This window comes from Chitiniphilus purpureus, assembly GCF_025642115.1.
Lineage (GTDB): Bacteria > Pseudomonadota > Gammaproteobacteria > Burkholderiales > Chitinibacteraceae > Chitiniphilus > Chitiniphilus purpureus.
Genome location: NZ_CP106753.1, coordinates 1,130,886 through 1,157,343, shown reverse-complemented (window position 1 = coordinate 1,157,343; position 26,458 = coordinate 1,130,886). Strand labels below are relative to the sequence as shown.

22 protein-coding genes are annotated in these 26,458 nt (G+C 66.4%); 12 read left to right on the top strand and 10 right to left on the bottom strand.

Annotation, left to right across the window (positions count from 1 at the left end):
• Positions 1-14 precede the first annotated feature (14 nt).
• The 5 genes from ppc to N8I74_RS04960 all read right to left on the bottom strand — a co-directional run bounded on the left by ppc (position 15) and on the right by N8I74_RS04960 (position 6,075).
• On the bottom strand, positions 15-2,774 hold the full coding sequence (gene ppc / locus N8I74_RS04980) for a phosphoenolpyruvate carboxylase (protein ID WP_263125838.1): 2,760 nt from the start codon (positions 2,772-2,774) through the stop codon (positions 15-17).
• A 106-nt stretch (positions 2,775-2,880) separates the two neighbouring features.
• Positions 2,881-4,389, bottom strand: a complete 1,509-nt coding sequence (gene ubiB / locus N8I74_RS04975; protein WP_263125836.1) for a ubiquinone biosynthesis regulatory protein kinase UbiB — start codon at positions 4,387-4,389, stop codon at positions 2,881-2,883.
• Entirely contained in the window at positions 4,389-4,949 is a 561-nt protein-coding gene (locus N8I74_RS04970) for a ubiquinone biosynthesis accessory factor UbiJ (protein WP_263125835.1), read from the bottom strand. The genes ubiB and N8I74_RS04970 overlap by 1 nt, the downstream gene beginning before the upstream one ends.
• A complete protein-coding gene (gene ubiE / locus N8I74_RS04965) occupies positions 4,949-5,686 on the bottom strand; it encodes a bifunctional demethylmenaquinone methyltransferase/2-methoxy-6-polyprenyl-1,4-benzoquinol methylase UbiE (protein WP_263125834.1) in 738 nt (245 codons plus the stop codon). The genes N8I74_RS04970 and ubiE overlap by 1 nt, the downstream gene beginning before the upstream one ends.
• Positions 5,687-5,697: 11 nt before the next feature.
• Complete coding sequence (locus tag N8I74_RS04960; protein ID WP_263125833.1) at positions 5,698-6,075, bottom strand: DUF971 domain-containing protein; 378 nt, start codon at positions 6,073-6,075, stop codon at positions 5,698-5,700.
• A 156-nt stretch (positions 6,076-6,231) separates the two neighbouring features.
• On the opposite strand from N8I74_RS04960, the gene phoB reads away from it, so the two are divergent.
• The 3 genes from phoB (at position 6,232) to tal (ending at position 9,461) form a co-directional block, all read left to right on the top strand.
• Entirely contained in the window at positions 6,232-6,918 is a 687-nt protein-coding gene (gene phoB, locus N8I74_RS04955; RefSeq protein WP_263125832.1) for a phosphate regulon transcriptional regulator PhoB, read from the top strand.
• 52 nt (positions 6,919-6,970) lie between these two features.
• Positions 6,971-8,260: a phosphate regulon sensor histidine kinase PhoR gene (gene phoR, locus N8I74_RS04950; RefSeq protein WP_263125831.1), complete on the top strand. Its 1,290-nt coding sequence runs from the start codon at positions 6,971-6,973 to the stop codon at positions 8,258-8,260.
• A 121-nt stretch (positions 8,261-8,381) separates the two neighbouring features.
• Entirely contained in the window at positions 8,382-9,461 is a 1,080-nt protein-coding gene (gene tal, locus N8I74_RS04945; protein WP_263125830.1) for a transaldolase, read from the top strand.
• A gap of 171 nt (positions 9,462-9,632) precedes the next feature.
• Here tal and N8I74_RS04940 read toward each other — a convergent pair whose 3' ends face one another.
• Together N8I74_RS04940 and N8I74_RS04935 are read right to left on the bottom strand one after the other, a co-directional pair.
• On the bottom strand, positions 9,633-11,654 hold the full coding sequence (locus N8I74_RS04940) for a glycosyl hydrolase family 18 protein (protein WP_263125829.1): 2,022 nt from the start codon (positions 11,652-11,654) through the stop codon (positions 9,633-9,635).
• Positions 11,655-12,150: 496 nt separating this feature from the next.
• Positions 12,151-13,317 (bottom strand): AI-2E family transporter, encoded by a 1,167-nt coding sequence (locus N8I74_RS04935; protein ID WP_263125828.1) that lies wholly within the window; start codon positions 13,315-13,317, stop codon positions 12,151-12,153.
• A gap of 478 nt (positions 13,318-13,795) precedes the next feature.
• Here N8I74_RS04935 and N8I74_RS04930 point away from each other — a divergent pair, with 478 nt between their 5' ends.
• Positions 13,796-14,479, top strand: a complete 684-nt coding sequence (locus tag N8I74_RS04930) for an outer membrane lipoprotein (RefSeq protein ID WP_263125827.1) — start codon at positions 13,796-13,798, stop codon at positions 14,477-14,479.
• Positions 14,480-14,598: 119 nt separating this feature from the next.
• Here the strand turns inward: N8I74_RS04930 and N8I74_RS04925 are convergent, their stop codons facing one another.
• A complete protein-coding gene (locus N8I74_RS04925; RefSeq protein WP_263125826.1) occupies positions 14,599-14,892 on the bottom strand; it encodes a hypothetical protein in 294 nt (97 codons plus the stop codon).
• A gap of 210 nt (positions 14,893-15,102) precedes the next feature.
• On the opposite strand from N8I74_RS04925, the gene glmS reads away from it, so the two are divergent.
• Complete coding sequence (gene glmS / locus N8I74_RS04920) at positions 15,103-16,923, top strand: glutamine--fructose-6-phosphate transaminase (isomerizing) (RefSeq protein WP_263125825.1); 1,821 nt, start codon at positions 15,103-15,105, stop codon at positions 16,921-16,923.
• A gap of 42 nt (positions 16,924-16,965) precedes the next feature.
• Here the strand turns inward: glmS and N8I74_RS04915 are convergent, their stop codons facing one another.
• Entirely contained in the window at positions 16,966-17,703 is a 738-nt protein-coding gene (locus N8I74_RS04915; protein ID WP_263125824.1) for a hypothetical protein, read from the bottom strand.
• A gap of 63 nt (positions 17,704-17,766) precedes the next feature.
• On the bottom strand, positions 17,767-17,967 hold the full coding sequence (locus N8I74_RS04910; protein WP_263125822.1) for a hypothetical protein: 201 nt from the start codon (positions 17,965-17,967) through the stop codon (positions 17,767-17,769).
• Positions 17,968-18,197: 230 nt separating this feature from the next.
• On the opposite strand from N8I74_RS04910, the gene N8I74_RS04905 reads away from it, so the two are divergent.
• From N8I74_RS04905 to N8I74_RS04875, 7 genes are all read left to right on the top strand, one after another.
• The gene (locus tag N8I74_RS04905) at positions 18,198-19,055 is read left to right on the top strand and encodes a helix-turn-helix transcriptional regulator (RefSeq protein ID WP_263125821.1); all 858 of its coding nucleotides are present in this window, start codon (positions 18,198-18,200) and stop codon (positions 19,053-19,055) included.
• A 368-nt stretch (positions 19,056-19,423) separates the two neighbouring features.
• Positions 19,424-19,753, top strand: coding sequence for a hypothetical protein (locus N8I74_RS04900; protein ID WP_263125820.1), 330 nt, complete (start codon positions 19,424-19,426; stop codon positions 19,751-19,753).
• Positions 19,743-20,216 (top strand): type IV pilus modification PilV family protein, encoded by a 474-nt coding sequence (locus N8I74_RS04895; protein ID WP_263125819.1) that lies wholly within the window; start codon positions 19,743-19,745, stop codon positions 20,214-20,216. Before N8I74_RS04900 ends, N8I74_RS04895 begins: the two co-directional genes overlap by 11 nt.
• Positions 20,209-20,604 carry a hypothetical protein gene (locus N8I74_RS04890; protein WP_263125818.1) on the top strand — a complete coding sequence of 132 codons (396 nt, stop codon included), beginning with the start codon at positions 20,209-20,211 and terminating at the stop codon, positions 20,602-20,604. The genes N8I74_RS04895 and N8I74_RS04890 overlap by 8 nt, the downstream gene beginning before the upstream one ends.
• Positions 20,585-21,040 (top strand): hypothetical protein, encoded by a 456-nt coding sequence (locus N8I74_RS04885; RefSeq protein ID WP_263125817.1) that lies wholly within the window; start codon positions 20,585-20,587, stop codon positions 21,038-21,040. Before N8I74_RS04890 ends, N8I74_RS04885 begins: the two co-directional genes overlap by 20 nt.
• A 445-nt stretch (positions 21,041-21,485) precedes the next feature.
• Positions 21,486-25,010 carry a GMC oxidoreductase gene (locus tag N8I74_RS04880; protein ID WP_263125816.1) on the top strand — a complete coding sequence of 1,175 codons (3,525 nt, stop codon included), beginning with the start codon at positions 21,486-21,488 and terminating at the stop codon, positions 25,008-25,010.
• Positions 25,007-26,446 carry an alkaline phosphatase D family protein gene (locus N8I74_RS04875; protein WP_263125815.1) on the top strand — a complete coding sequence of 480 codons (1,440 nt, stop codon included), beginning with the start codon at positions 25,007-25,009 and terminating at the stop codon, positions 26,444-26,446. The genes N8I74_RS04880 and N8I74_RS04875 overlap by 4 nt, the downstream gene beginning before the upstream one ends.
• The last annotated feature ends 12 nt before the right edge of the window (positions 26,447-26,458 follow it).

Here is a 26,458-nt window from a genome sequence, read left to right as displayed (position 1 = left end):
CGGATCGGGCGGGGCTAGCCGCTGTTGCGCAGGCCCGCGGCGATGCCGTTGATGGTCAGGTGCACCGCGTGGCGCAGCTCCTCGCTCTCCTCCCCGCCGCGCAGCCGCTTGAGCAGCTCCACCTGCAGGTGATTGAGCGGATCCAGATATGGCAACCGGTTGTCCAGACTGCGCGCCAGCATCGGGTTGTCGCCCAGCAGGCGATCATGCCCGGTGATGGCCAGCACCGCATCCACCGTGCGCTGCCATTCGGCCTTGAGCCGTTGGAAGATGCGATGGGCGATATCCGGATCGTTCACCAGCTCCGAATAGCGCGCGGCGATGGCGATATCCGATTTGGCAAGCACCATCTCCATGTTGGAGATCGTCACCTGGAAGAACGGCCAGCTGCGGTAGTGCTCGCGCAATGCCGCCAGCCCTTCGTCGCCCTTGTCCTTCAGGAATTCGCTGATGGCGGTGCCGAACCCGTACCAGCCCGGCAGCATCAGCCGGCATTGGGACCAGCTGAACACCCAGGGAATGGCGCGCAGGTCGGCGATCGAGTTGGTGTTCTTGCGCGCGGCCGGACGCGAACCGATGTTGAGATTGGGAATCTCGTTGATCGGCGTGGCTTCGCGGAAATAGGTGATGAAGTCGGGGGTGGCGTACACCAGGTCGCGGTAGGCCTGATAGGCGCGCAGCGACAGCCCTTCCATCAGACGGCGCCGCTCGCTCGGGTCGAAATCCTCGGGATCGGGCGCGGGAAAGCTGGCCTCGAGCGTGGCCGAGATCAGGATCTCCAGATTGCGCCGCCCCACTTCGCGGTCGGCATACTTGGCCGCGATCACCTCACCCTGCTCGGTGATGCGGATCTGACCATTGACCGAGCCGACCGGCTGCGCCAGCACCGCGTCGTAGGCCGGGCCGCCGCCACGGCCGACGGTGCCGCCACGGCCGTGGAACAGACGCATCTTGAAACCGGCCTGCTTGAACACCTCGACCAGGTTGAGTTCGGCCTTGTACAGCTCCCAGTTGGAGGTGAGGTAGCCGCCGTCCTTGTTCGAGTCCGAATACCCCAGCATCACCTCCTGCACCTGATCGCGGCACGACAGCAGCTGGCGCCACTGCGGCAGCGAGAACAGATCGGTCATAATCTGGCCGCAGCCGCGCAGATCGCCGATGGTCTCGAACAGCGGGATGATGTTGATCTTGCAGCGCACGTTGGGCGCCAGCTGCACGAGGCCCACCTCGTTGAGCAACACCGCCACTTCCAGCAGGTCCGAAACCGATTCGCAGTTGGAAATGATGTAGTTGGGCAGCACGGCCTCGCCATAGCGGGCCTGCACCTGCTCGGCCGCGCGCAGGATATTGATCTCCTTCTGCACGTCCGGCGTGTATTCGACATACGGGCAGATCAGCGGACGCGGGCTGGCCAGCTCGCGCAGCAGCACCACGCGGCGCGACGCCTCGTCGAGCGCGAGATAGTCCTCCAGCCCGGCCTTGTCGAAGAGTTCGGCGATCACGCGTTCGTGGATGCCGGCATGCTGGCGCATGTCCACCGGCGCCAGATGCAGCCCGAACACCGACACGGCACGCCGCAACCGGCGCAGCCGGCCGTTCACCAGCTTGCCGGCGCCATGTGCGACCAGCGAGTCGAACACGGTCTCCAGGTCTTCTTCCAGCTCCGCCGCACTGTTGTAGGCCGGCGCGTGCGCCACATCGTGCAGCGCATGGTGGAAGGTGCCGATCTGCGTTGCGGTGGCGAACACCCGTGCGCGGATATGGGAGACAGCAAGCCGGTACGGCTCCTCGGAACGCCGGGTACGCTCCTCCTGTGCCTGTTCGGCCAGCTTCTGCAGTTTCTGGTCCACCTGCACCAGCCGCGTGGACATCGACAGCTCGTTCTCGAGCTTGCCCAGCTGCTGGTAGTAGTAATCGAGTGCGATGCCGGATTGCCGCGATACCGCATAACGCAGCACTTCGGCGGTGACGAAGGGGTTGCCGTCGCGGTCGCCGCCGATCCAGCTGCCCACGTGCACGAAATTGGGCAGTATCACCGGTTGGCCGGTCAGCTTGCCGAGCCGGTCCTCCAGGTCCAGATACAGACGCGGCAGTTCGTGCAGGAAGGTATTGCGGAAATAGGTCGAGCCGTTTTCGATCTCGTCTTGCACCGTCAGCTTGAAGGTCCGGATCTCCCGGGTCTGCCACAGCGCGAGCAGCACCCGCTCCAGCGCCTCCTGGTTGGCGACCACCTCTTCCGAGGTCATGGCCTGCCGATCACGCGCGGCCAGCAGTTCGGCCACGGCACGGTGGCAGTCGAGGATGGTCTTGCGCTTCACCTCGGTCGGGTGGGCGGTCAGCACGGGGGCGATCAGGGTCTCTTCCAGCAGGGCGATGATGTCCTGCGGCTTGACGTTCCTCGCCACCAACGCCTCGAGCGCGGCGGCCACGCTGCCGCGCTGCGATGCCGAGCCCCGCATCCGATGTGCGCGGCGGCGACGGTTGTGGTGCAGGTCTTCGGCGATATTCGACAGATGCGAGAAATAGCTGAACGCGCGGACCAGCGCGACAGTGCTGTCCAGGTCGAGCGAGGACAGCGAGCGGGACAGCGCGCGGCCGGCATCCGGGTCCTGCCCCTCCACGTAGCGGATCGCCAGGTCGCGGATGGCATCGATACGCTCGGCGGTGGCTGGGCCGGTCTGCTCCCGGATGGTATCGGCCAGCACCTTGGCCAACAGATCGAGGTCGCGTTTGAGCGGCAGGTCTTTTTCAGCAATCGGTTCTAGTACGGACATGGCGGGCGAGTTATCAGGGAGCGTTTTAAAAGACAAATGCCCGGCATTGTACCAACAAAGACCCGTTGGTCATCGATTGTCTGCCTGTGGCACCCCGTGGCCGCGCCTAACCGGCCCAGATGCTGAGGACCAGCGCCGCCAGCAGGGCTGCGATCGCACCGAGCAGCCAGTTGCGCCGCCGCTGTTCGCGCATCAGGCCGTAGTAGCCCGCCACCATCACCTGCTCGGCGTCGCCCAGTGCGTTCAGACGGCGTGGCAGGCTTGGCAGCAAGGCCGCCCACTGCGGCGCTTCGCGTCGCAGGTTGGCCACGAAACCGCGCCAGCCGATCTGCTCGTTCATCCACCGTTCCAGGAACGGCTTGGCCGTATCCCACAGATCGAGCTCCGGGTCCAGTTGGCGACCCAGCCCCTCGATGTTGAGCAGCGTCTTCTGCAGCAGCACCAGTTGCGGTTGGATCTCGACGTTGAAACGCCGGCTGGTCTCGAACAGGCGCAGCAGCACCTGTCCGAACGAGATCTGCGAGATCGGCCGGTCGAAGATCGGCTCGCAGGCGGTGCGCACCGCCGCCTCCAGCTCCTCGATGCGGGTCTGCCGGGGCACCCAGCCCGATTCGATATGCGCCGTGGCCACACGCCGGTAGTCACGGTTGAAGAAGGCGAGGAAATTGATCGCGAGATATTGCTTGTCGCGCTCGGACAGCGTGCCGACGATGCCGAAGTCCAGCGCGATATAGCGGTTGTCCGGGGCGACGAAAATATTGCCCGGGTGCATGTCGGCGTGAAAGAACCCGTGCCGGAACACCTGGGTGAAGAAGATCTCCACCCCGAAGCGCGAGAGCTTCTTCAGGTCGATGCCTGCCTCGACCAGGGCATCGATACGCCCGATCGGAATACCGTCCATCCATTCCAGCGTCAGCACCTGCCGGCTGGTCCAGTCGTAGAACACCTCGGGCACGATCAACTGGTCCGAACCGAGGAAATTGCGTCGCAGCTGTGCGGCGTTGCCCGCCTCGACCATCAGGTCCAGCTCGTCGTGCAGGTATTTGTCGAACTCGGCGACCACCTCGCGCGGGCGCAGGCGCTTGCCGTCGACGAACAGCTTCTCGACGAGTGCCGCCATGGTGCGCAGCAGCGCCAGATCGCTTTCGATCACCGGGGCGATGCCGGGCCGCAGCACCTTCACCGCCACCGCCCGCCCGTCGAACAGCCGGGCACAGTGCACCTGGGCGATCGACGCGGAGGCCACCGGCTGCAGGTCGAACTCGGCATACAGCGCCGCGAGCGGCTGGCCCAGGCTTGCCTCGATCACCTGGACGGCGAGCGTACCGGCAAACGGCGGCACCTGGTCCTGCAGCAGCGCCAGTTCGTTGGCGATATCGCCGGGCAGCAGATCGCGCCGGGTCGACAGCACCTGGCCGAACTTGACGAAGATGGGACCCAGGCGCTCCAGTGCCAGGCGCAGCCGCACCGCGCGCGGCTGGGACAGGCGGCGCCAGAAGAACAGCTGTTTGCACAGCCAGCGCAGGCCATGCACCCGCTCGTGCCCCAGCAGGAATTCATCCAGCCCGAAGTGAACGATCACCCAGGCGATCTTGAACAGGCGGACCAAGTGCATCAGGACGGCTTCTTGGTCAGGAGATCGATGCGTTTTTCCAGCCGCGCCACATCGTCGCGCAACCGGTCGACCTCGGTGCAGTAGCGGTTGACCCCGGCGGCGTTGGCCAGCAGCGCCGCCTCGTCACGCCAGTACTCCACCAGGTGTTGCGCCATCCGTGCCCCGATGGCTCCCGGGATGCCGCCGATCCTGCCGGCAAGCCAGACCAGCCGATTGGCCGCCACATCGCCAACCAGTTGCGACAACTCCTCGGCCAGATCCCAGCGCAGACCACCGAGCGCACGCCCGACCGAGGCGGCCAGCTCGGCATCGCCCTCCAGGTGCAGCTGCCGCTGTGCCGAATGGCGGTCGAACACGAAGGCGATGAAGAAGGCGAGCGGCACCTCCAGCGTGGCCTCCGCCGGGCTGCGGGTTTCAGCGAAGTGCCCTTGCGCCGTGATGACCAGGGTGTCGGACAGCGCCGGGAACGACAGCCGCAACACCCGTCCCGCATGCCGCGCCAGCTCGGCGGCGGTCGCGGCATCGTTGGCCAGCAGCCGGTTGATCAGGCGCGCCAGCATCAGAACTTGTATCCCTTGTGCAGCGCGACGATGCCGGCGGCAAGGTTGTGGTAGGCCACCCGGTCAAAGCCCGCGCCGTGCATCATGTCCTTGAGGGTTTCCTGGTCCGGATGCATGCGGATCGATTCGGCAAGGTACTGGTACGAATCCGCGTCGCCGGCCACCAGCCGGCCCATGGCCGGCAGCAGCTTGAACGAATACAGATCGTAGGCCGGCTTGAGCGGCGACCAGACCTTGGAGAATTCCAGCACCAGGAGCCGTCCGCCCGGCTTGAGCACCCGGTGCATCTCGGCCAGTGCCGCATCCTTGTGGGTCATGTTGCGCAGCCCGAAGGCCACGCTGACGATATCGAAGTAATTGGCGGGGAACGGCAGCCGCTCGGCGTCGCATTGCGCCGTGGCGACGGCAAAGCCCGCGTCGAGCAACCGATCGCGCCCCACGCCCAGCATCGAGCTGTTGATGTCGGTGAGCCAGACCTCGCCGCGCCGGCCGACCTTCCTGGCAAACGCCTTGGAAAGGTCGCCGGTGCCGCCGGCGATGTCCAGCACCTTGTCGCCCGGGCGCACCCCGCTCGTCTCGATGGTGAAGAACTTCCACGCCCGGTGCAGACCGGCGCTCATCAGGTCGTTCATCACGTCGTACTTCTGCGCAACCGAGTGGAATACCTCGGCCACCTTCTGCGCCTTTTCCGATTCGTTGACGGTGCTGTAGCCAAAGTGCGTGGTCTGGTCGGACATGGGGTTCTCTTTCATTCGGAATCGCGCGAAGCGCCGGCCCGGGCCAGGCGATCGAGGTAGGCTTGCCACCTGGCCTCCTGATCCCGGCCAAGTTCGTACAGGTAATCCCAGGAATACAGCCCCGAATCATGCCCGTCGTCGAAGACCAGCTTGACGGCATAGTTGCCGACCGGGTGCGCCGCGACCAGATTGACGCGGCGCTTGCCAGCCTGCAGCACGCCCGGACCGGCACCGTGCCCGCGCACCTCGGCCGAGGGCGAGTGGACACGCAGGTACTCGGCGGGCAGACAGAAGCATGCCCCGTCTTCGAACGTCACTTCGAGCCGCGCGCTGGCGCGGTGCACGATCAGTTCGGTGGGAAAGGGGCTGTCGGGCTTCAACCCGGCCATGGGGCGCTCCGCTTGGACACAAGGCGCCATGATAGCGCCAAGGCCGACGGGCCGCGACCTTCGCTCGCGAACGCCGCAGGGGGTTTGTAATATTAGGTTCACAGTCGAGCCTTAATCTCGCAACATTGCCAACGCCCCTGACTCGCGAGGTTATGCATGCCAGCCAACATCCTGCTCGTAGAGGACGAACCGGCCATCCAGGAACTGATCGCCTTCAACCTGACCCAGGCCGGCCATCACGTGATGCGAGCCGACTCGGTGGAGACCGCACAGCATCTGGTGCGCAACGCCCTGCCCGATCTGATCCTGCTGGACTGGATGCTGCCGGGCACCTCCGGCATCGACTTCGCCCGCCGGCTGCGCGGCGAGGAGCGGACCCGGCAGATCCCGCTGATCATGCTCACCGCACGCTCGGATGAGCAGGACAAGATCGCCGGCCTTGAGACCGGTGCCGACGACTACATCACCAAGCCGTTCTCGCCGCGGGAACTGCAGGCACGCATCAAAGCGGTGCTGCGCCGGCGCGCGCCGCAGGCGACCGACGATCTGGTACAGGTGCTGGGCCTGCAGCTGGACCCGGCCACCCATCGGGTGACGGGCAACGGCCAACCCATCGACCTGGGTCCGACCGAATTCAGGCTGCTTCATTTCTTCATGACCCATCCGGAACGGGTGCATTCGCGGGCGCAGCTGCTCGATCAGGTGTGGGGCGATCATGTGTTCGTCGAGGAGCGCACCGTCGACGTGCATATCCGCCGGCTGCGCTCGGCGTTGACCGAGTCGGGCTACGACAAGCTGATCCAGACCGTGCGCGGCACCGGATACCGGCTCTCGGCGCGCTAGCCCCCTTGGGCGCCGCCGTGCGCCCCTCTCCTCCCTGTGGCGGAACCTCCCGATGATCTGGCTGCGCTCCATCATCTACTACCTGACGCTGGCCCTGCTGGCGCTGTCGGTCGGCGCCATCTGGGGCGCGGCGGCCGGCTGGGCGCTGGCCTGCGTGCTGCTTGCGCTGTCGGTGCTGTTCCACCTGCACAATCTGGGCAGGCTGCACCGGTGGACGCAGCAGCCGCGCGTGGACAACGTGCCGGCGAGCTTCCTGCTGTGGCAGGACGTGTTCGACCGGCTCTACGCCCAGGTGCGGCTGCAGAAGAAAAGCCAGGACAAGCTGACCAACACGCTGGAGCGCTTCACCAGCGCCGGCGAGGCCCTGCCCGACGGTGTCATCGTGCTGGACGAGCATGATCGCATCGAATGGTGCAACCGCACCGCCATGCAGCACCTGAGCATCGATCGCACGACGGATGTATGGCAGGTGCTGACGCATATCGTGCGCCACCCCAGCCTGCGCGAATACCTACGCACGCAGGATTTCGCGCACCCGCTGATCCTGCGCACCACGCGGCCGGCCGAACGGGTGTTGTCGGTGCAGCTGGTACCGTTCGACTCCACCCGCAAGCTGCTGCTGTCGCGCGACATCACCCGGCTGGACCGGGTACAGACCGTGCACCGCGATTTCATCGCCAATGTGTCGCACGAGCTGCGCACCCCGCTCACCGTGGTCAGCGGCTTCGCCGAGACCCTGATGGACATGCCGGAGATGGACGCGGCCACCCGCACGCAGCAGTTGGGTCTGATGGTGGAGCAGACGCAGCGCATGCAGCGGCTGGTGGACGATCTGTTGACGCTGTCACGGCTGGAGAACGGCCAGCAGCTCAAGGAAGAGGAGGTGGATGTACCGCAGCTGATGCGGCTGCTGCAGGCCGAAGCCGAAGGGCTGTCGCAGGGCCGGCACCGTGTCGCGGTGGCACAGCTCGCCACCACGCGGCTGATCGGCAACCACGACGAGTTGCACTCCGCATTGAGCAACCTGGTGTCGAACGCCATCCGCTACACCCCGGCCGGCGGCGGCATCACACTGTCCTGGCTGGTGGAGGACGGCCAGCCGGTATTCGCGGTCAGCGACACCGGCATCGGCATCTCGCCCGAGCATATCCCGCGCCTCACCGAACGCTTCTACCGGGTCGATCGCAGCCGGTCGCGCACCACGGGCGGCACCGGGCTCGGGCTCGCCATCGTCAAGCACATCCTGCAACGCCACCAGGCCGAGCTTGCCATCGACTCCAAGCCTGGCACCGGCAGCCGGTTCGCCGTCCGCTTTCCCGCACACCGCCTGTTGCCCGATTGATGGCGCGCATTTGCGCTCTCGCAAATGTCAAACCGGCAGGGTTGGCGGATAATCACCCCGATGCCGCCACGCGGCTTTCCTTTTCAATGACCCTGACCGACCGATCGAGAGGTGTTTCGCTATGAGCAAGCTCGCCGCCATCAAACCCTTGGGCCAACGCATCTGGCTGGACAACCTGTCCCGTGGCCTGTTGCAGTCCGGTGCCCTGCAAAAGCTGCTCGATGACGACGCCATCGCCGGCGTCACCTCCAACCCGGCGATCTTCTACAAGGCGATCTCGTCGGACCCGCTCTACACCGGCGACCTGGCCAAGCTCAAGCAGCAGGACCTGAGCGCCGAGCAGCGCTATGAGGCACTGGTGGTGCCGGATGTACAGGCCGCCTGCGACCTGAACCTGCCCCAATACCGCTCAAGCGCCGGGCTCGATGGCTATGTCAGCCTCGAAGTCTCGCCCTTCCTCGCCAACGACACGCAAGGCACCATCGAGGCCGCGCACCGGCTGTGGCAGGCGGTGAACCGTCCCAACGCCATGATCAAGGTGCCCGCCACCCAGGCCGGCATCATCGCCTTCGAGCAACTGATAACCGACGGCATCAACGTCAACATCACGCTGATGTTCAGCCTCAAGCACGCCGACGATGTGCTCACCGCCTACATCCGCGGCCTGGAGGCGCGTCGGGCCGCCGGTGAGCCGATCGACCACGTGCGTGCGGTCGCCTCGGTGTTCCTCTCGCGGGTGGATGTGCTGCTGGACAAGCAGCTCGAAGCCATCGGCACCCCCGAGGCGCTGGCGTTGCGCGGCAAGAGCGCCATCGCATTCGTCAAGGTGGCGTACCAGCACTACAAGCAACTGTTCAACGGCACCCGTTTCAAGGCACTCAAGGCCGCCGGCGCACATCCGCAACGCCTGCTGTGGGCCTCGACCGGCACCAAGAACCCGGCCTACCGCGACACCATGTACGTGGAGGAGCTGATCGGTCAGGACACCGTGAACACCGTGCCCGATGCCACGCTGGATGCGTTCCGCGACCATGGCGTGGCGGCAAGCAGGCTCGATACCGGCATCGAGGAAGCGGTGCTGGTGCTGGCACAGCTGCGCAGGCTCGGTTTTGACTTCAACCGGGTCGGCGAGCAACTGCAGCAGGAAGGCCTCAAGCTCTTTGACGACGCGTTCGAAAAGCTGCTGCAACTGACCGCCTGATCCGCACCTGCTTCACGAAACCGGCCCGCCAGGGCCGGTTTTGCATTGGGCCGGCAGCGGGCCAAAAAAAAGCGGGCCGGATGGCCCGCAAGTCATGACTGCGCCTTGCGGCGCACAAGAGGAAACCGATCAGCACCGGCCCCCTGGTAGGGGGCCGGCGGCTGTTTTCGCTTACTGCTGCACCTCGCTCATCGTCTTGGTCAGCGTGGCATTGGCATCGTCCGCATCCAGCGACCAGCTGAACAGGCCGTTGAGGCCCTTGCTCTTCAGGTACTGGATCTTGGTGCGGATGGTGGTCGGATCGTCGTAGCTCCACCAGTTGGCGCCATCGTACTGGTACAGCTGCTTGGTCACCGGGTGATAGCGCTTGGTACCGGGCGCGTTCACCAGCGCCTTGTAGTCGCCATAGCCGCCTTCGGTGCTGGTACCGACCTTGCCCGGCGCGCCGGTGGCCGCCTGGTACAGGCCGTCGCCATTAGGACCAGGTTGCACCCCACCCCAGCCGCGTCCGTAGTACGGAATGCCCAGTACCAGCTTGTTGGCCGGCATGCCGGCCTGCAGCAGCTTGTTCACCGCGGTGTCGATGTTGTACGACGCGGCCTGGGTGCCGGCGTACGGATCGGCCGGATCCGGATACAGGTGCGAGTGGAAGTTGGTCGGACCGGTGCCTTCCCAACCGCCATGGAAGTCATAGGTCATCACATTCACCCAGTTGAGGTACTTGCTGTACTCCGCCGGTTCGGTGTTGGCGATCTTGTCGACGCCGGCACCGATGGCCACGGTCAGCAGGTACTGCTTGCCCAGCGCATCGAGCTGCGTGCGGAACTCCTTGAGCAGCAGCGTGAAGTTCTGCTTGTCGGCAGGCGAGCTGGTGTTGTACGGCTGGCCACCACCGGCCGGGTATTCCCAGTCGATGTCGATGCCGTCGAACACGCCAGCGGCGGCACCGGCGCCACCAGCCGGATCGCCATCGGCCTTCTTCAGGTTGCCCTTGATATAGACATCGATGCACGAAGCGACCAGCTTCTGGCGCAGCTCAGGCGTAGCCGAGGCGGCGGAGAACCACCGCGACCAGGTCCAGCCGCCCAGCGAGATCAGCACCTTGAGATTGGGATACTTCTTCTTGAGCTTCTTGAGCTGGTTGAAGTTGCCCTTGAGCGGGTTTTCCCATTCGTCACCCACGCCGTCGACGGAGTCGCCGGGCCGGTAATCCATCTGGTAGTCGGCCCATGCATCGCCGCCGGTGCCCGCCTGCGGGTCGTTGGCATTGGTGGAACCCGGCTCCAGCTTGTTGATGCCGCTGTCGCAACCGTAGCTGCCATCAGCCTTCTTGTAGACGTTGCCGAAGGCATAGTTGATGAAGGTGAGCTTGGCAGCCGCGCCACTGGTATCAACGTGCTTGACGAAGAACGCGCTGTCGTAGACACCCCACTGGGTGAAATACGAGCCGACCTGCGCCACGCTCGGTGCCGGTACGCCACCGCCCGGGGTCGGGGTCACCGGGGTCGGTGTGGGGGTCACTGGCGTGGGTGTCACCGGCGTCGGGGTCGGGGTCACCGGCGTCGGAGTGACCGGTGTCGGCGTCGGGGTCACCGGGGTCGGCGTGGGTGTCACCGGCGTCGGGGTCGGGGTGGCCGGGGTGGGCGTCGCGCCGCAGGGGCCGAGGTTCTTCCAAACGCCCCAATCGCCGGCCTGTGCCGGGTTGTCGCCCTGCGTCCACCACTTCGCTTCATAGTTGACGCCGTTGTGCGTCACCCGGGTGCCGCCGGTATAGACCGAACCACTGGCCCAGGCGGGGTAGCAGGCGCCCGGCGTGGGCGTCGGTGTGGCGGGGGTCGGTGTGGCAGGCGCCGGCGTCGGCGTCACCGGTGCCGGGGTCGGCGTGGCAGGCTGCGGGGTGGGCGTGACGGGCGCCGGTGTGGGCGTGGCCGGCGCGGGCGTGGGGGTGCCACCGCTGGAAGCACCCAGATCCTGCCACAACGTGGGCGTGCTCGCGGGGTTCCAGTTCGCCCCGGCGTACGCGGTATGGGCGACCAGTGCCTTGTAGTCGTGGCCGTTGTAGCTGACCACGGTGCCGGCAGTATACGAACTGCCCTCCTGCCAGACCGGTGCAGCGAAGACGCTGGCCGACAGGCACAGTCCGGCGATCAGGGCGGCGAGACCCTGCCGGCGGACATGGGATGTGTGCTGCATTGTCCATTCCTCCAGAAATCCAAAATGGCTGACCGGCCCTCAGTGGTATTTTTGTCCTGCGCGACTCCAGACCAGTCAGCGGCGCTGATGCTACGCCGCGTACCGGCAATCGCCGTACAAGGACCGACTGAAGGTGGACAATCTGGGATGGAAGGTTACAGCTATCAGAATTTCCACAAAGCGTCGTGCAAGCTATCGCACGAATGGTCAATACCGGTTACGCAATCCCGGTCAGATCGTGCATCGGACGGCCTCATGCCGGTGCAATCATGAAGGCAGCGACGCCCGCCACACACGGACTGCACCCACATGCACCCCACCGGCGGATGGGCAGCGCGCGCCGGGTTGGCACTGCTGACAGACACCCGGTGCAGCGGCCCTGCCAGGCAGCGCGAAACGTCCTGCGCGGCTGTGACACGGCCTTCCTGCGCTCACCAGCAGTACGGGTGGTATGGCAGGCCAGGGCGACGCTGCCGGGAGACTGTGGCAGCGACGCCTATGCCCTCGGCGTATCGGATGGGGCTGCGGTTGCCGCCGGATGCACGGCCTGATCCACCGCCACTACCACGGCTTCGGCCAGCGTATCGGCAGGCGGCTCGACGGCCGCATCGGCCTCGGCCACGGTGGGCACTGCATTCCAGTTGCGCAGCAGCGTAAAGGTCACCGCCAGCAAGGTGGGCCCGAGGAACACACCCAGCATGCCCCAGGCCAGAGCCCCGCCCAGCACGCCGATCAGGATCAGCACGAACGGCAGATTGCTCTCCTTGCCGATCACCAACGGCTTGACCACGTTGTCCGCAGAGGCCACCACCGCCACCATCCACACCGCCAGGAAGATCGCCCAACCGGTCGTGCCCTGCAGATACAGCCAGGCCGCCACCGGCAGGCCCAGCAGGCTCGGCCCACCCGGAATCAGCGACAGGAAGCATGAGACCAGTCCGAACGCCGCGGCATTGGGCACCCCGGCCAGCCAGTAGCCGAACCAGGCCAATGCGCCCTGCACCAGCGCCGTGCCGATGAAGCCGTACACCACGCCGCGGACCGTGCCGCCGGCCAGCTTCATCAGCGCCTGCGCCCGCTCACCACCGATACGCCGCAGCGCCGACATCAGCCAGTCAACCAGCACGTGGCCATTCACATAGAGAAAGAAGGAGAAGAACAGGCTCAGTACCAGCAACAACAGCCCGCTGCCCACCGCCTTGCCGAACAGCAGCAGGAAACCGCCCACCGGCTTGAGCCACTCGCGGATGCGGGCCAGCGTCTCCGGATCGCCCACCGCCAGCTCGCCCCAGAATTGTGCAAGTCGGGGCCCGATCCATGGCAGGCCGACCAGCCCGGACGGCAAGGCCGGCAACCCCCCTTGCACCTTGGCGCGGATCCAGCCTTCGATCTCATCCAGGTTGAGCGCAAGCTCCACCCCGGCCACCACCAGCGGCACCAGGATCAGCAGCGCATACAACAGCACGATGGTGGTGGCCGCCAGCACGCGCTGCCCGCGGAACCGGCCGGCAAGCCACAGATACGGCGACCACGTGGCGTAGACCAGGATACCGGCCCAGACCAGCGCGGCCAGGAACGGCGCCAGCACCTGATAGGACAAGGCAAGCAGCAGGACGACGATGCCGGTGGCAAGCGCAGGTTCGATCCAACGGGGTGAGTTCATAAAAATCCCAAGGACATTCGACGACCCCCGATTCTAGGGCCTGTTCAGTGTTGTTTCACGGTTGCATTCGATGCCGCCCGGAACGGCACGCATCGATGCCCGGCACATCATGGTCCGGTGACTGCAACACCCGGTGGTGAGCGAGGGCACGTCGCCAACGCCTGACCGCAAGGACCGGGCCAAGCAATGGTGCCGCTGCGATGCCCGCCCTGGTGGCACCTGCGTTGCCGGCTGTGCCACGTCTGAGCTGGCCCGTGCCGGCTGCACTGCGGCAACGGGTGCATTGCACCGGCTACACCGGACGCAACCCACGATGCTGGCGGATTGCGATCCTGTGGCAAGCAGCAGCCCGCGCGTGAAAAGTGGCTCTGCCCTTGTGCCGACTGTCACTGGCTTGTCCACCGGCAGCGGCGCACGATCATTGCAATCCATGAGCCCGGCTCGAAACGGGTGTGACAACAGACGCAAGGAGAACCCCATGAGCAACCTGAACACAGGCAAGACCCATCCCTTGATCCTGGCCGCGGCGGGCGCCGTGATCGTCGCCGCTGCCGCCGGCACGGCGCATTGGCTTGGCTTTACCGGCAAGCCCGCGCCCGATGCCCCCGTCGCCAGCCAACCGGTCACCGCCGTCGTCACCCTCACCCCCACCGTGGCACCGACGCTGACCCCGGTTCCCACGCCGACGCCCACCCTGACCCCGTCACCGGTACCGACCCCCGCCCCCACGCCCAAGCCGCAACGCAGGCCGACACCGCGGCCCGAGCCCCAGCCCGAGCGCACCGAGACAAGGCCGGCCCAGCCCGCGCCTGAACCGGTACGCCAGGTCTGCCACGAATGCGGCCGGGTGACGGCCGTGCGCGCCGTGGAACAACCCGGCAGCGCCAGCGGCGGCGGCGCCGTGGCCGGCGGCGTGGTCGGCGGTCTGCTGGGTCACCAGGTCGGCAAGGGTCGGGGCAAGGATGTGGCGACGGTACTGGGTGCGGTCGGTGGTGCGGTCGCCGGGCACCAGATCGAAAAACACGTGCGCAAGGTCACCACGTACGAGGTCGAAGTCGCCTTCGAGGATGGCAGCAGCCGCAGCTACCCGTATCAGCAACAGCCGCCGTTCTCGGTCGGCGATCGCGTGCGCGCCAGCGGCGGCGAGATCGTGGCGGACTGACGTACGTGCCCAGGCGGGGCTTGCCGCCCGGCCTTGGCCACCATCCCAAGGATGCGGATGACCGCCCTGCCCTTCGCTTTTGCCGGCAGGGCGGTCCGCCTTGCGTTACGGCTGCCCGCTCAACCGCCGGTACCGGGAAACTCGCGCGTCTGGCTCAGCAGCTCGTTGACGAGTTCGATCGCCTCATGGCGCACCGCGAGATCATCCACCCGCTCGAATGCATCGGTGAAGATATCGTGGATCTCGCAGGCCAGCTGGAACAGCATCTGTTGCTCCGACGGCAACGCCTGCGGCAGATAGCAGTTGATTTCATCCACCACGTGATCGGCCAGATCTTGCGGGTGGCTCGCTTCGCCTGTCAGGATTCGGGCGTACAGCCTGATGCCGATCCTGCCCATCGCCAATACATGCATTTCGCTCTCCCGTCCCTGTTGGTGCGCTTTTTCTCAATCTAGACAGCGGTAATGCACTTGCCCCCGCCGCTTGTCAGGATAACCCGGTCACCCCCCTTTTTCTTACTACTCCATTTCGATTTATTCTTAAACCCTTAAGGGATTCCCTGTAACGACAACCGGATATGCAGCCCCTAGATTTGTTGCAGGGCAACATCGGAGCGTTCATCCATGTGCGGTATCGTTGGGGCGATCTCGGATCGCAATGTGGTGCCCATGCTGTTGGCAGGGCTGCAACGTCTGGAATATCGCGGTTACGACTCCAGCGGGCTGGCGCTGCTGGAGCGGGGGGAGATGAGCCGACTGCGTGTTGCCGGCCGCGTGGCCGAATTGGCGCAGCGCGGCGCGGCGCTGCAGGGACGCAGTGGCATCGCCCATACCCGCTGGGCGACGCACGGCGAGCCCTCGGAAGCCAACGCCCATCCGCACCTGGGTGGCGACAGTGTGCTGGTGGTGCACAACGGCATCATCGAGAATCACCGCGTCCTGCGCGCCGAACTGGCCGAGTTCGGCTACCGCTTCACCTCGGACACCGACAGCGAGGCGATCGCCCACCTGATCCACCATCTGCTCAAGACCGGGGGCGATCTGCTGGACGCGGTGCGCAACGCGATGGCCCGGCTCAGCGGTGCGTTCGCCATCGGCGTGCTGTGCCGCGACTGGCCGGACCGGCTGGTCTGTGCACGGCGCGGCAGTCCGTTGGTACTGGGCCAGGGGTTCGGCGAGCAGTTCTTCGCCTCCGATATCGCCGCGCTGCTGCCGGTAACGCAGCGGATGGCCTATCTGGAGGACGGTGACATCGCCGAATTGCAGCGGCAGCGCATCCGCATTGTCGATCAGCACGGCACCATGCAGCAGTGCGAGATGCACACGGTCGACATGAATGTGGACGTGACCGAGCTGGGTCCGTACCGGCATTTCATGCAAAAGGAGATCTTCGAGCAGCCCGGTGCCGTGGCCAACACGGTGCAGCGCGCCATCGAGCTGGGCTGCCGGGCCGAATTGTTCGGGCCCGACGCCGAAGCCATCTTCACCGCTGCACCAGCCATCCGCATCCTGGCCTGCGGCTCCAGCTACCATGCTGGGCTGGTGGCACGGTACTGGCTGGAGGAATGGGCCGGGCTGCCCGTCAGCGTGGAAATCGCAAGCGAATACCGCTACCGCCGCTGCCGCGAGCCGGACGGCACGCTGGTGATCGCCATCTCGCAATCAGGCGAAACCGCCGATCTGCTCGCCGCGGTCCATGCGGCGCGCGAGCGCGGCAAGGTGCGGCTGCTGGCCATATGCAATGTGCCGCACGCCACGCTGACGCGCGAAGCGGAGCTGCTGTTCCTCACCCAGGCCGGCATCGAGATCGGCGTGGCTTCGACCAAGGCCTTCGTGACCCAGCTGGCCGCGCTCTATGTGCTGGCTGTCGCACTCGCACGCTGCCGCGCCGGGCTGTCCGAGGCCGAGCTGCAGGCGCTGAACGACGCCCTGCCCGGCCTGCCGGCCCGGATCAACGCCACGCTCGCCCTGGAACCCGAACTCGAACGCTGGGCGCATGAACTCGCCCACTGTCGCCACGCGCTGTTCCTGGGGCGCCATACCCTGTTCCCGATCGCGCTCGAAGGCGCGCTCAAGCTCAAGGAAATCGCGTACATCCACGCCGAGGGTCATGCTGCCGGCGAACTCAAGCACGGGCCGCTGGCACTGGTGGACGAAGACATGCCGGTGATCGTCTGCGCCGCCCGCGATGCCTTACTCGGCAAGCTGGCCTCCAACGTACGGGAGGTACAGGCACGCGGCGGCCGGTTGTTCATCCTGGCCGCCCCGGGCACCGAGGGCGAATTCGAGGGGATCGGCCATCATCTGACCGTGCCCGGCGGCGGCCCGCTGACCGCACTGACCATGGCGCTGCCGCTGCAGCTGCTGGCCTACCACACCGCCTGTCGCAAGGGCACCGATGTCGACAAGCCACGCAATCTGGCCAAGTCGGTGACGGTGGAGTAAAGGACGGGGCCGTGCCCGGCCCCGGCTTTCAAGGATGTCGATTCATCCAGGCAGGCTGGATTCATCGATCTGCACATTGGCCTTGGGCAGCCTGGCGAGGGCCGGCTGGATTTCAGCCTCGTCGTTGGAATAGAAGGGCACCACCTCCGGATCGCTCCAGCCACCCTGCCCGTTGATCACCGCATCGATGCCCGCCATGGCCACCCGCAGCAGGTTGTCGTGGTTGATATCGTCCTTGATGTATGCCTTGCGCACCGGGTCGTACGGCGCATCCACCTCGGACCTGCCGCGTTTCACAAACAGGCTGGGATGCGGCTGTGCGGGATCGAACCGCATGGCTTCCATTTGCACATCGAATTGGTAGTTTCTATCTGCAAAATTGTACAAGGAGACATGCAATACGCAGTTTGTATTTCCGATCCGCCCTGACAGGTGAATGCCATCCTCACCCCGTTGCAATTGCAGGTTCAGCGTTTGGGCGATATTTCTTGAAAGCTGCATCAACAGCGAATTCTCGCTTTGAAACCCGGTGAAGCACTCTTCCTTTTCCGAGAGGCCGAACTGGCGCTCAAGCAGCCCATCCAGCGATTCGAACGAATTGAGCAGATCATTGACATCCATATCCCGGCGCTCGAACACATTGATCAGCTCGACCGCGATGTCATCGCGCTCTTCCTCGTCAGTGATGTGCGCTTCAAGGACAGGCCAGATTTCAACGAAAACGGTGGACCCCGTTCGCCAACTCATTGCCTCCTCCCCCTTGCAGAATATAAGGCCCATATGTCAAGGCGATGCATTCAATCCAGGTACCGGGAAAATGCGTTTCCCGGCACCCTTGCCCGGCTATTTCTGGCAGGCGATATAGTGGTAGCTGGCATCCCCCATCCGGAAACCAAAGAATGTGGAACCAGGCCAGACTGTGCTGCAATAGGCCTGGCCGTCAAAATCCGGGGTGTTGTTGCTGATCGGGTAGTACTGCACCACGGCTTGCGCCGAGCCCGCCATGCCAAAAAACAATACTGCGAGTGCCAAAAGCTTCTTCATAACACCTCCTCATCAATGGTGGACCAACTGGTTCAAGCCAGCGTGCTGCGCTTTTTTTGCATCGGCGCATTTCAAGATGCCACATCGCCGCCTTCGAACCTTGCAGGACTTTGCCTCCCCGACATCATTCTAAGCAGCCGAATATCGCCGATAGAATGTCCTGCCATTCCTTGGGGCTTGTCCGTTTGTTCGGTAGATTGGGTGCGATCCACGGTGGACACGGCATAAGCATGGCAACCATCTACTACGAACGTTTTGATCACGCGCCGGCGCATGAGCCTGCCCGTCTGGTCGGCGCACACGTGTTTCACGACGCGTCGTGCCCGGTGATGTACAAGTTCGGTGTGTTCATGTGCGGCGTCGCCTGCCCGGATGGCGCGAGCGACGCGGAACGGGTGGATGCGCCATTCCATGTGCTTATCGTGCTGCTGAGCGGCAGTGCCGAGCTGTACGACGGTGAAGACCGCTGGCAGCTCGGGGCCGGCCAGTTCGGGGTGTTGCCGGCGCGCGGCCATTATGGCTTCCGGCGCACTGGCGATGCACCGATGCGCCACGTCTGGTTTCTGCTCAACGATGAGGCACGCTGGCGCCTGCTCGACCGTGGCCGGCCCTGGGTCGGGACGACGCTGCTGGGGCCGCACCTGTACGATGCCGTGTCGTTGTTCCAGCGCGAGGCGCAGCGTTACAACGAAGGCGTGCACGACACGCTGGTGCTGCAGACGCTGGAAATCGTCAGCCGCCAGCTCGAACGCCTGCTGGTGCCACCGGGACAACGGCCTGAACGGGAACAGCGTCTGCTGTCGCTGATCGACGAGATCCATCGCCAACCGGCCGCGGACTGGTCAGTCCCGCAGCTGTGCCGACAAATCGGCTTGGGCACCACCCAGCTGAACCGGCTGTTCCTGCAGCACTATGGGCGCGCACCGGCGCAACTGGTATTCGAGATCCGCATGCAGCTCGCGCGCAAATGGCTGCTCAATGGCCAGCGCGTCAGCGACGTCGCCGCCGCGCTCGGCTACCGGGAACTGGCCAGTTTCTCCCGCTGCTTCAATCGGCACTTCGGCTGCGCGCCCAGCCGGATCACCTAGGCAAGGCTCCCCACGCCGCCGCGGCCGGGGTCAGGCGGACTGCGGCGCCGGACACCTGCTCACCCGGTGGATGGATACGTCCGACGCCTGCCCCCTTTTGCATCCGCTTGGCGACGGGACGCACTGTCCGTGCCCCCGCCGCGCAGCGACGGCCCGCCCCCGATCCGGCCAGGCGACGGCCTTGCCATCCCACTTCGTCAATACCACGCCAGTTTTCCCGACGCCCAACCACTATTCACTGTCAAAAAAAATCCGCCTTTCATAAACCCGTCTATAAACCAGTTCTACGAATTTCTGATTTCCTGCTTCCCATCCGGTGCAAGCCGATGGAATCGGGGTTTGGCGTCCGGCAATGCAACGGGGTAGGAATGGTCAAACGGGTCAGGCTGCAGTTGGGCGACACCCTGGTTCAACGCGGCATCATCACTGACAACGAGCGCATCCTGGCGCTGGGCGGGCAATGGCCCACAAGGTGCCGTCTGGGCAAGGTACTGATCGCGCAAGGCCGACCCATCGGGCAGGGCGTCGGCCGGCTGCTCCCGCTGCGTTCGTCCGCCGCAGTGGCACCCGGCTGCAGTGGCCAGTTCAGTTGCGCCATGCCGAGGGCGCCGGTTCCGGCGACAGCCCTGCGCCTGCCGGCCACCGGCGATGCCGGCCTGACTGTGACGATCGACGCGGAGACCGGCCATGTGCACTAGGCCGTGGCGCCGTGGCCAAGCCGGCGTGACCTTGTGGGAGCTGTTGTCCGCATTGTTCATCGTCTCGATCGCAATCGCCGGCGTGGTGCAGATCTATGCCGTCACCACCGAGGCCAATGCGGACCCCCTGCTGCGCAAGCAGGCGTTGATGGTCGCCGAGGCGATGCTGGAGGAAGTGACACTGCAGGCTTTCTCCGCGCCCGCCGCCGGCTACAACGGTGGCAAGCGTGCGCTGTTCGATCATGTCGCGGCCTACAACGGCTATACCGTCACCGGGATCCGCAACGCGGACGGCGTGGCCGTTCCCGGCCTGGAGGCGTACCGCGTCGCGGTGCGTGTCACGCACCCTGCGGCAGCGATCGGCGGCATTGCTGCTGACCAGATCTGGGTTGTCACCGTCACTGTCTCGGATGGCATGAACCAGCCCACGGTGCTGACAGGATATCGCTTCAACTATGGCTGACCCCGACACCGCATTTCGCCACAGCCATGGCTTCACGTTGCTGGACCCCACGATGCTGCTGACCGTCGTTGCGATCACGACAGCGACGTTGGCGGTGTTTCCGGACAGACCGATCCGCGGCGATCTTGCGAACCGGCAGCGCAACGATCTGCCGGGTCCGGCGGACGCCGCGATGCGGCAATTGACGAAGCCCAACAGCATCCGGCTCGCCCGCGGTGGCGCCAGGCAGGCCCTGCCCGCCCGCCGCAGGCGCGGCCACATCAACCACGCACCCTCGCCCAGCCTTGCGCGGCAACGCAATCGGGTGGCCTGCGTGCAGCTCGCGCTCACCCGCGCCAACGAAACGGTCTCCCTCCATCAGGTCATCCATGTCGCCAATCTGCCGTAATACCGGTTTCGCACTGCTCGGCGCCCTGTTCCTGCTGCTGGTGCTCAGCAGCATGGCCGCGTTTGCGCTCGCGCTCTCGGCCGGCGCGCAACAGGGTGCCACACTGGACCTGCAGGGCAGCCGGACCTATCAGGCGGCCCGTGCGGGCGTCGAGTACGCCGCCTTCCAGGCAATGCGGCAAGGCCAGTGCATCGCAAACAGCCAGCTCGCGCTGCCGGCGCCGATGGCCGATCTGGCGGTCAACCTCAGCTGCAGCAGCAGTGCGCACAACATCGCCGGCAACACGGTCACGCTGTACCGCGTGACCGCCACCGCGTGTACCTTGCCACCGGGCAGCAGCTGTCCGCCGGCCTCGCGTACCGTCAACTATGTCGAACGCCAGATCAGCGCCACGCTGAGCCGCTGCGTCGACGTCACCGGCACCGTCTGCACCTGACGCGGCGAGCGCGGCCGGCGATCATCCGCATCGGGCCGGTGCTGGCTGCCGAGTGGCCGCTGCCCTGACCTTCCCCCCTGGCCAACGCCACCTGGGTGCCGGGCAGCCGCATTGCATTCCGCGGCGTCCCCACCGCCTGCCCCGCTTGCCGGCCTGGCTGACCGCCAGCCTCATATCGCCGGACCTTCCAGCATCGGCCAGGGCACAGCCGGGCTGAAGAGGTCTTCACCGGGCGCACCGGGACAGCGGGGCGGAGCGGCCGACCGTGGCCAGACGACTTCGGTCTGCGCAGCAACGTCGCCGGTCCGGTCGTTGCGAAACACGCCTTGCGCATCCGGGTTTCTTGACCATCATGCTATCTGACTATCCATCCGGTATATCCCGAAGCGGGTGTACCAGCGCCTGCCCGCAGGTCTTTCCCACCCACCTTCCTTTTCGGACACCCATGCCCCACCCGTACCGACCGCTCTCCCGCGCCCGCGACCTGATCCAGCCGCACTACGACGTACTGGTCGTCGGCTCCGGCTATGGCGCTGCAGTGGCCGCCAGCCGCTTCGCCCGCGCCGGGCGGCCGCAGGGCAAGCTGCGGGTGGCCGTGTTCGAACGCGGGCGCGAATGGCCGGTCGGCACGTTTCCGGACGCACCGCTGGCCGCGCAGCAGGAATTGCAGCTGGATGCGCCCGGCGGGCGCATCGGCAACCCAACCGGACTCTATGACCTGCGGCTGAACGACGAGCAGGCGGTGTTGGTCGGCTGTGGCCTCGGCGGCACTTCGCTGATCAACGCCAACGTCTCGCTTGCCGCCGATCCGCGGGTGTTCGAGGACCCGGCATGGCCGCAGACACTGCGCGGACAGGCCGCGGCGCTCGCGCCCTGCTATGCCCGGGTCGATGCCATGCTGCGCCCGCGCCCGCTGCCGGCGGATTTTCCGCACCCGGCAAAGCTGAAGGCACTGGAAGCGATGGCGGCCGCAACGGGGAGCCGCTGCGTGCGGCCGCCGATCAACGTCAACTTCGAGTTCGACGGCCCCAACCATGTGGGCATCCACCAGCCGCCCTGCGTGGGCTGCGGTGACTGCGTGTCCGGCTGCAACACCGGCGCGAAGAACACGCTGGCGATGAACTACCTACCCGATGCCGCCGCCTTCGGCGCCGAGATCTTCTGCGAAGTGCAGGTACGGCGCCTGGAGCGTGACCCGCACAGCGGACGCTGGCGGGTCTACTACCAGTTGCTGGCCAACCAACGCGAGGCGTTCGATGCGCCCGAGCTGTGTGTGAATGCCGACCTGGTGGTGCTGGGCGCCGGCAGCCTGGGCTCCACCGAGATCCTGCTGCGCTCGCGTGAGCAGGGGCTTGCCCTCTCCGGACAGCTGGGCCGCCGCTTCACCGGCAACGGCGATGTGCTGGCGTTCGGCTACAACCTCGACCGCCCGGTCAACGGCGTCGGCCGTGCGCCGGCACAGACGGGCCGCACCGATCCGACCGGCCCCTGTATCACCGGGCTGATCGATCGCCGTACCGGAGCGCTCGAGCAAGGGTATGTGATCGAGGATGGCAGCCTGCCGAGCGCGCTTGCCGCGGCGCTGCCGGCAGCCTTCTCGGTCGCCGCTGCCGCCGGCCTGGGCCAGGTGCCGGCAGATGGCTGGCCCCACCGTCTGGGCCGCTGGTGGCGCGGCCTGCGCGGTGGCCCGTACGCCGGGGCCATGCATCACACCCAGACCTACCTGGTGATGAGCCATGACGACGCCCAGGGCCGGCTGACGCTGGAACGTGACCGCGTACGCGTGATCTGGCCGGGAGTGGCCCGCCAGGGCATGTTCGCGCGCGTGAACGAGGCGCTGGCCCAGGCGACCTTCGCCCTGCATGGCATCTTCGTGAAGAACCCCTTGTGGCACCGCTGGTTCGACGCCGGCATCGTCGCCTGGGCCGAGCGCGTGCTGCTCGGCACCCGGAGCGGTGCGCGGCTGATCACGGTGCATCCGCTGGGCGGCTGCGGCATGGGCGACAGTGGCGCAGCCGGCGTGGTCAACGGCGACGGGCAGGTGTTCCGCGACGATTCCACCGCGGTCCACGACGGCCTCTACGTCGTGGACGGCGCAATCATGCCGCGCTCACTCGGCGTCAATCCGCTGTACACCATCGCCGCGCTGGCCGAGCGCATCGTCGACCGCGCCGCCGCGCTGCGCGGCTGGTCCATCGACTACGACGCCGCCACGCCGGCACCGGCCCCCACCCGGCCCCGGACGCTGGGGCTGCGCTTCACCGAGACCATGCGGGGCTATTTCTCGACGCAGGTGAAACACGCCGACCCGGACGGCTTCCAGCGGGGCTGGACCGAGGGCAAGGCACATGCGAGCCCGATGACGTTCACCCTCACCGTCGCCAGCGACGACCTCGACCGGATGCTGGCCGACCCCCGGCACGCGACGGGCCTTGCCGGCACGGTCACCGCGCCGGCCCTGTCGCCCGATCCACTGACCGTGAGCGAGGGCCGCTTCGAGCTGTTGACCGGGGATGCCAGCGCGGTCGAGACCCGGCGCATGCGCTACCGGATGCGTCTGGAGCGGCAGGACGGCCCGCCACTGTATTTTTCAGGCGACAAGGTGATCCGCGACGAGCCCGCGCTGGACCCGTGGCAGGACACCACCACCTTGTTCGTGACCGTGCACGATGGCGACAGCGAGGCCGCGCCCATCCTGGGCGTGGGCATCCTGCGCATCCTGCCCGAGGACCTGATGCGCCAGCTTGCCACCCTGGCGGTGCCGGGTGCCCGCAACTGGGCCGAGCAGGTGGAGGCGCTCGCCCGCTTCGGCCACTTTTTCGCCGGGACGCTGGTCGACCAGTATGGCGGTGTGTTCACCCATTACCCGTTTGGCCGCGCCGAGCCCGCCAGCCGCCCGCGCAGTGCTCGCGCGCTGCGCTCAGGCACGCCGCAGGTGCACGGCGTCACCACCGCCGACGGCGTCTCGCTGCGGCTGACCCGCTACCGCGGCGGCGACAAGGGGCCGGTGCTGCTGTCGCACGGCCTGGGCGTGGCCAGCACCCTTTTCAGCCTGGACACCATCGACACCAACCTCCTGGAATACCTGTACGAAGCCGGCTACGACGTCTGGCTGCTCGACTACCGCGCCTCGATCCTGCTGCCGGCCTGCCGCAGCCAGTTCACCGGCGATCACATTGCGCGGTACGACTACCCTGCAGCAGTGGACAAGGTGCGTGCCCTGACCGGGCGCGACCGTATCGACATCGTGGCCCACTGCTTCGGCGCCAGCACCCTGTTCATGGCGCTGGCGAACGGGCTCGAAGGCGTGCGCTCGGCGCTGTTCTCGCAAGTGGCCGGCCATGTGGTGGCGCCGGCGGCGACACGGCTCAAGGCCGGCCTGTACCTGCCCGACCTGTTGGACGCACTGCAGGTGCCCACGTTGACCGCGGCGGTGGCCGCCCACCCCGGCCCGCTGACCCGGCTTTATGACCTGGCGCTGTCGCACAACCTGGCGATCCCGGGCGAGGAACAGTGTACGAGCGCGGTCTGTCACCGGATCAGCTTCATGTACGCCCTGCTGTACGAGCATGCCCAGCTCAACCAGGCGACCCACGACGCGCTGGGCGAGCTGTTCGGCGAGGCCAACATCAGCGCCTTCGAGCACCTGGCGCGCACGGTGCGCGCCGGCAAGGTGGTGGCCGCGGACGGCGAGGATTGCTACCTGCCGGACGATGTGGCCATCGCGCGCACCCGGCTTGCCAGGCTGAACATGCCGATCCGCTTCATCCACGGCGCGCAGAACGCCTGCTTCCTGCCCGAAAGCACCGAGCGCACGCAGGCGCTGCTGACCACGCTGTATGGCAGTGCCCGATACAGCCGGGTGGTCATCCCCGGCTATGGCCACATCGACTGCATCTTCGGCAAGCACGCGGCGGTGGATGTCTACCCGCATATCCTGGATCACCTTGAACAGGCGGGAGCGACATGAGCCTGACCCTGACCCCGATGCTGGCACCGCAGCACAAGCTGCGGCTGTGGGCGGGCCTGCTGGCCAGCGGAAGACCGGCACAGCCGGCCTGGACGCTGGGCGGCAACCCCGCGCAGCCCAGATGGCTGCGCGCCTGGGCACCAGTGCAGCCTGGGCTGCCATCCGATACGCCGCGCGTCTGGTGCGGCGTGGCCGAGTTCGACGTCGCCGCCGGCAGCCATCAGGTGACCGCCCACTGCGCCGGCATGGGCGACGGTCTCACCGTCTCCACCCTGCCCGGCACGGTGGGGGCCGGTGCGTTCGGCGAGCTGCGCATCCTGCTGGTGTCCTGCTACTACCGCGGCGAGGATGAGCAAGGGCGCATCGCCCGGCAGATCGCCGGGCTCAAGCTGCAGCCGGACCTGACCCTGCTGATGGGCGACCAGGTCTACCTGGACCTGCCCACCGACCGGAACTTCCCCAACCAGCCGCACTGGCTCGCCCGCCATTTCGAGCAGGCCTATTGGAACAACTGGCAGCCCCGGCACGGCGCGTTCACACCCGGTTTCGGTGAAGTGATGCGGCTGGCGCCCTGGCTGGGCGTCGCGGACGACCATGAATTCTGGAACAACGCCCCGCACGTGAGCCCGATCATCCAGAACAGCTGGAAGGCCGATGGGCGCAGCAACTGGTGGAACACCGCGCTCAACTGCTACCGCGCGTTCCAGGCGCCGGCCGCGGGCCACGACGGCCAGCCTCACGCTGTGGGCGATCCCTACACCTTCGATATCGGGCAGCTGTCGTTCTTTGTGGCCGATACTCGCAGCCGGCGCGATGCCGACGCCATGCAGGCGATGGACAACAGCGCGCTCGCGCGCCTGGAGCAATGGGTCACCACCAGCATCGCGCAACGCCGCACCGGCGTGATCGTCACCGGGCAGCCGCTGCTGCAGGCACGCGCCGGCCGGGTCGGCAAGATCACGGACTACGCGTTGGCGGACTATGGCGACTACGGCAGATGGCTTGCCGCGCTGAACGCACGTGCCGCAGCCGGCCTACCGACCGTGCTGCTGACCGGCGACGTGCACTACGGCCGGGTCAGCCAGGTGATCGACGACCGGGCCGGCGGCTGGCCGGCACACACCGAAGTGATCGCCTCGCCCACCTCGCTGGTGCGGACGCTGGGTGCCGACGATTGGGCGTCGATCAACCCACTGGCCGATCCGGTGTGGCCCCGCCACAGCAATGGCGAGGCACCGCCGCCCTGGCTGAGCGGGGACAAGCGCCACCGTATCCGCTTAAGGCACCTGCAGAAGGGCGACCACGTGGCGCTGCTGCGCTTTCGGCCGCGCGGCGGAGCATTGAGTCTGCAGGTCGACTATTTCCCGCTGCACCCGGATCCCACCCACGCCGTGCCACGCCGGGTAAGCCTTGATCTGACCCCGCGGCCTTTCTAGATGGAGCGCCAA

What these genes read in the sequence shown, in the direction of transcription:
- N8I74_RS04910 (WP_263125822.1), bottom strand. Translation starts at nt 17,967, where the DNA reads ATGAAGAAGCTTTTGGCACTCGCAGTATTGTTTTTTGGCATGGCGGGC.
- N8I74_RS04970 (WP_263125835.1), bottom strand. Translation starts at nt 4,949, where the DNA reads ATGCTGGCGCGCCTGATCAACCGGCTGCTGGCCAACGATGCCGCGACC.
- N8I74_RS04960 (WP_263125833.1), bottom strand. Translation starts at nt 6,075, where the DNA reads ATGGCCGGGTTGAAGCCCGACAGCCCCTTTCCCACCGAACTGATCGTG.
- N8I74_RS04875 (WP_263125815.1), top strand. Translation starts at nt 25,007, where the DNA reads ATGAGCCTGACCCTGACCCCGATGCTGGCACCGCAGCACAAGCTGCGG.
- glmS (WP_263125825.1), top strand. Translation starts at nt 15,103, where the DNA reads ATGTGCGGTATCGTTGGGGCGATCTCGGATCGCAATGTGGTGCCCATG.
- tal (WP_263125830.1), top strand. Translation starts at nt 8,382, where the DNA reads ATGAGCAAGCTCGCCGCCATCAAACCCTTGGGCCAACGCATCTGGCTG.
- N8I74_RS04900 (WP_263125820.1), top strand. Translation starts at nt 19,424, where the DNA reads ATGGTCAAACGGGTCAGGCTGCAGTTGGGCGACACCCTGGTTCAACGC.
- ubiB (WP_263125836.1), bottom strand. Translation starts at nt 4,389, where the DNA reads ATGCACTTGGTCCGCCTGTTCAAGATCGCCTGGGTGATCGTTCACTTC.
- N8I74_RS04935 (WP_263125828.1), bottom strand. Translation starts at nt 13,317, where the DNA reads ATGAACTCACCCCGTTGGATCGAACCTGCGCTTGCCACCGGCATCGTC.
- N8I74_RS04885 (WP_263125817.1), top strand. Translation starts at nt 20,585, where the DNA reads ATGTCGCCAATCTGCCGTAATACCGGTTTCGCACTGCTCGGCGCCCTG.
- N8I74_RS04915 (WP_263125824.1), bottom strand. Translation starts at nt 17,703, where the DNA reads ATGGGCCTTATATTCTGCAAGGGGGAGGAGGCAATGAGTTGGCGAACG.
- N8I74_RS04905 (WP_263125821.1), top strand. Translation starts at nt 18,198, where the DNA reads ATGGCAACCATCTACTACGAACGTTTTGATCACGCGCCGGCGCATGAG.
- N8I74_RS04930 (WP_263125827.1), top strand. Translation starts at nt 13,796, where the DNA reads ATGAGCAACCTGAACACAGGCAAGACCCATCCCTTGATCCTGGCCGCG.
- N8I74_RS04890 (WP_263125818.1), top strand. Translation starts at nt 20,209, where the DNA reads ATGGCTGACCCCGACACCGCATTTCGCCACAGCCATGGCTTCACGTTG.
- N8I74_RS04895 (WP_263125819.1), top strand. Translation starts at nt 19,743, where the DNA reads ATGTGCACTAGGCCGTGGCGCCGTGGCCAAGCCGGCGTGACCTTGTGG.
- N8I74_RS04940 (WP_263125829.1), bottom strand. Translation starts at nt 11,654, where the DNA reads ATGCAGCACACATCCCATGTCCGCCGGCAGGGTCTCGCCGCCCTGATC.
- N8I74_RS04925 (WP_263125826.1), bottom strand. Translation starts at nt 14,892, where the DNA reads ATGCATGTATTGGCGATGGGCAGGATCGGCATCAGGCTGTACGCCCGA.
- phoB (WP_263125832.1), top strand. Translation starts at nt 6,232, where the DNA reads ATGCCAGCCAACATCCTGCTCGTAGAGGACGAACCGGCCATCCAGGAA.
- ubiE (WP_263125834.1), bottom strand. Translation starts at nt 5,686, where the DNA reads ATGTCCGACCAGACCACGCACTTTGGCTACAGCACCGTCAACGAATCG.
- N8I74_RS04880 (WP_263125816.1), top strand. Translation starts at nt 21,486, where the DNA reads ATGCCCCACCCGTACCGACCGCTCTCCCGCGCCCGCGACCTGATCCAG.
- phoR (WP_263125831.1), top strand. Translation starts at nt 6,971, where the DNA reads ATGATCTGGCTGCGCTCCATCATCTACTACCTGACGCTGGCCCTGCTG.
- ppc (WP_263125838.1), bottom strand. Translation starts at nt 2,774, where the DNA reads ATGTCCGTACTAGAACCGATTGCTGAAAAAGACCTGCCGCTCAAACGC.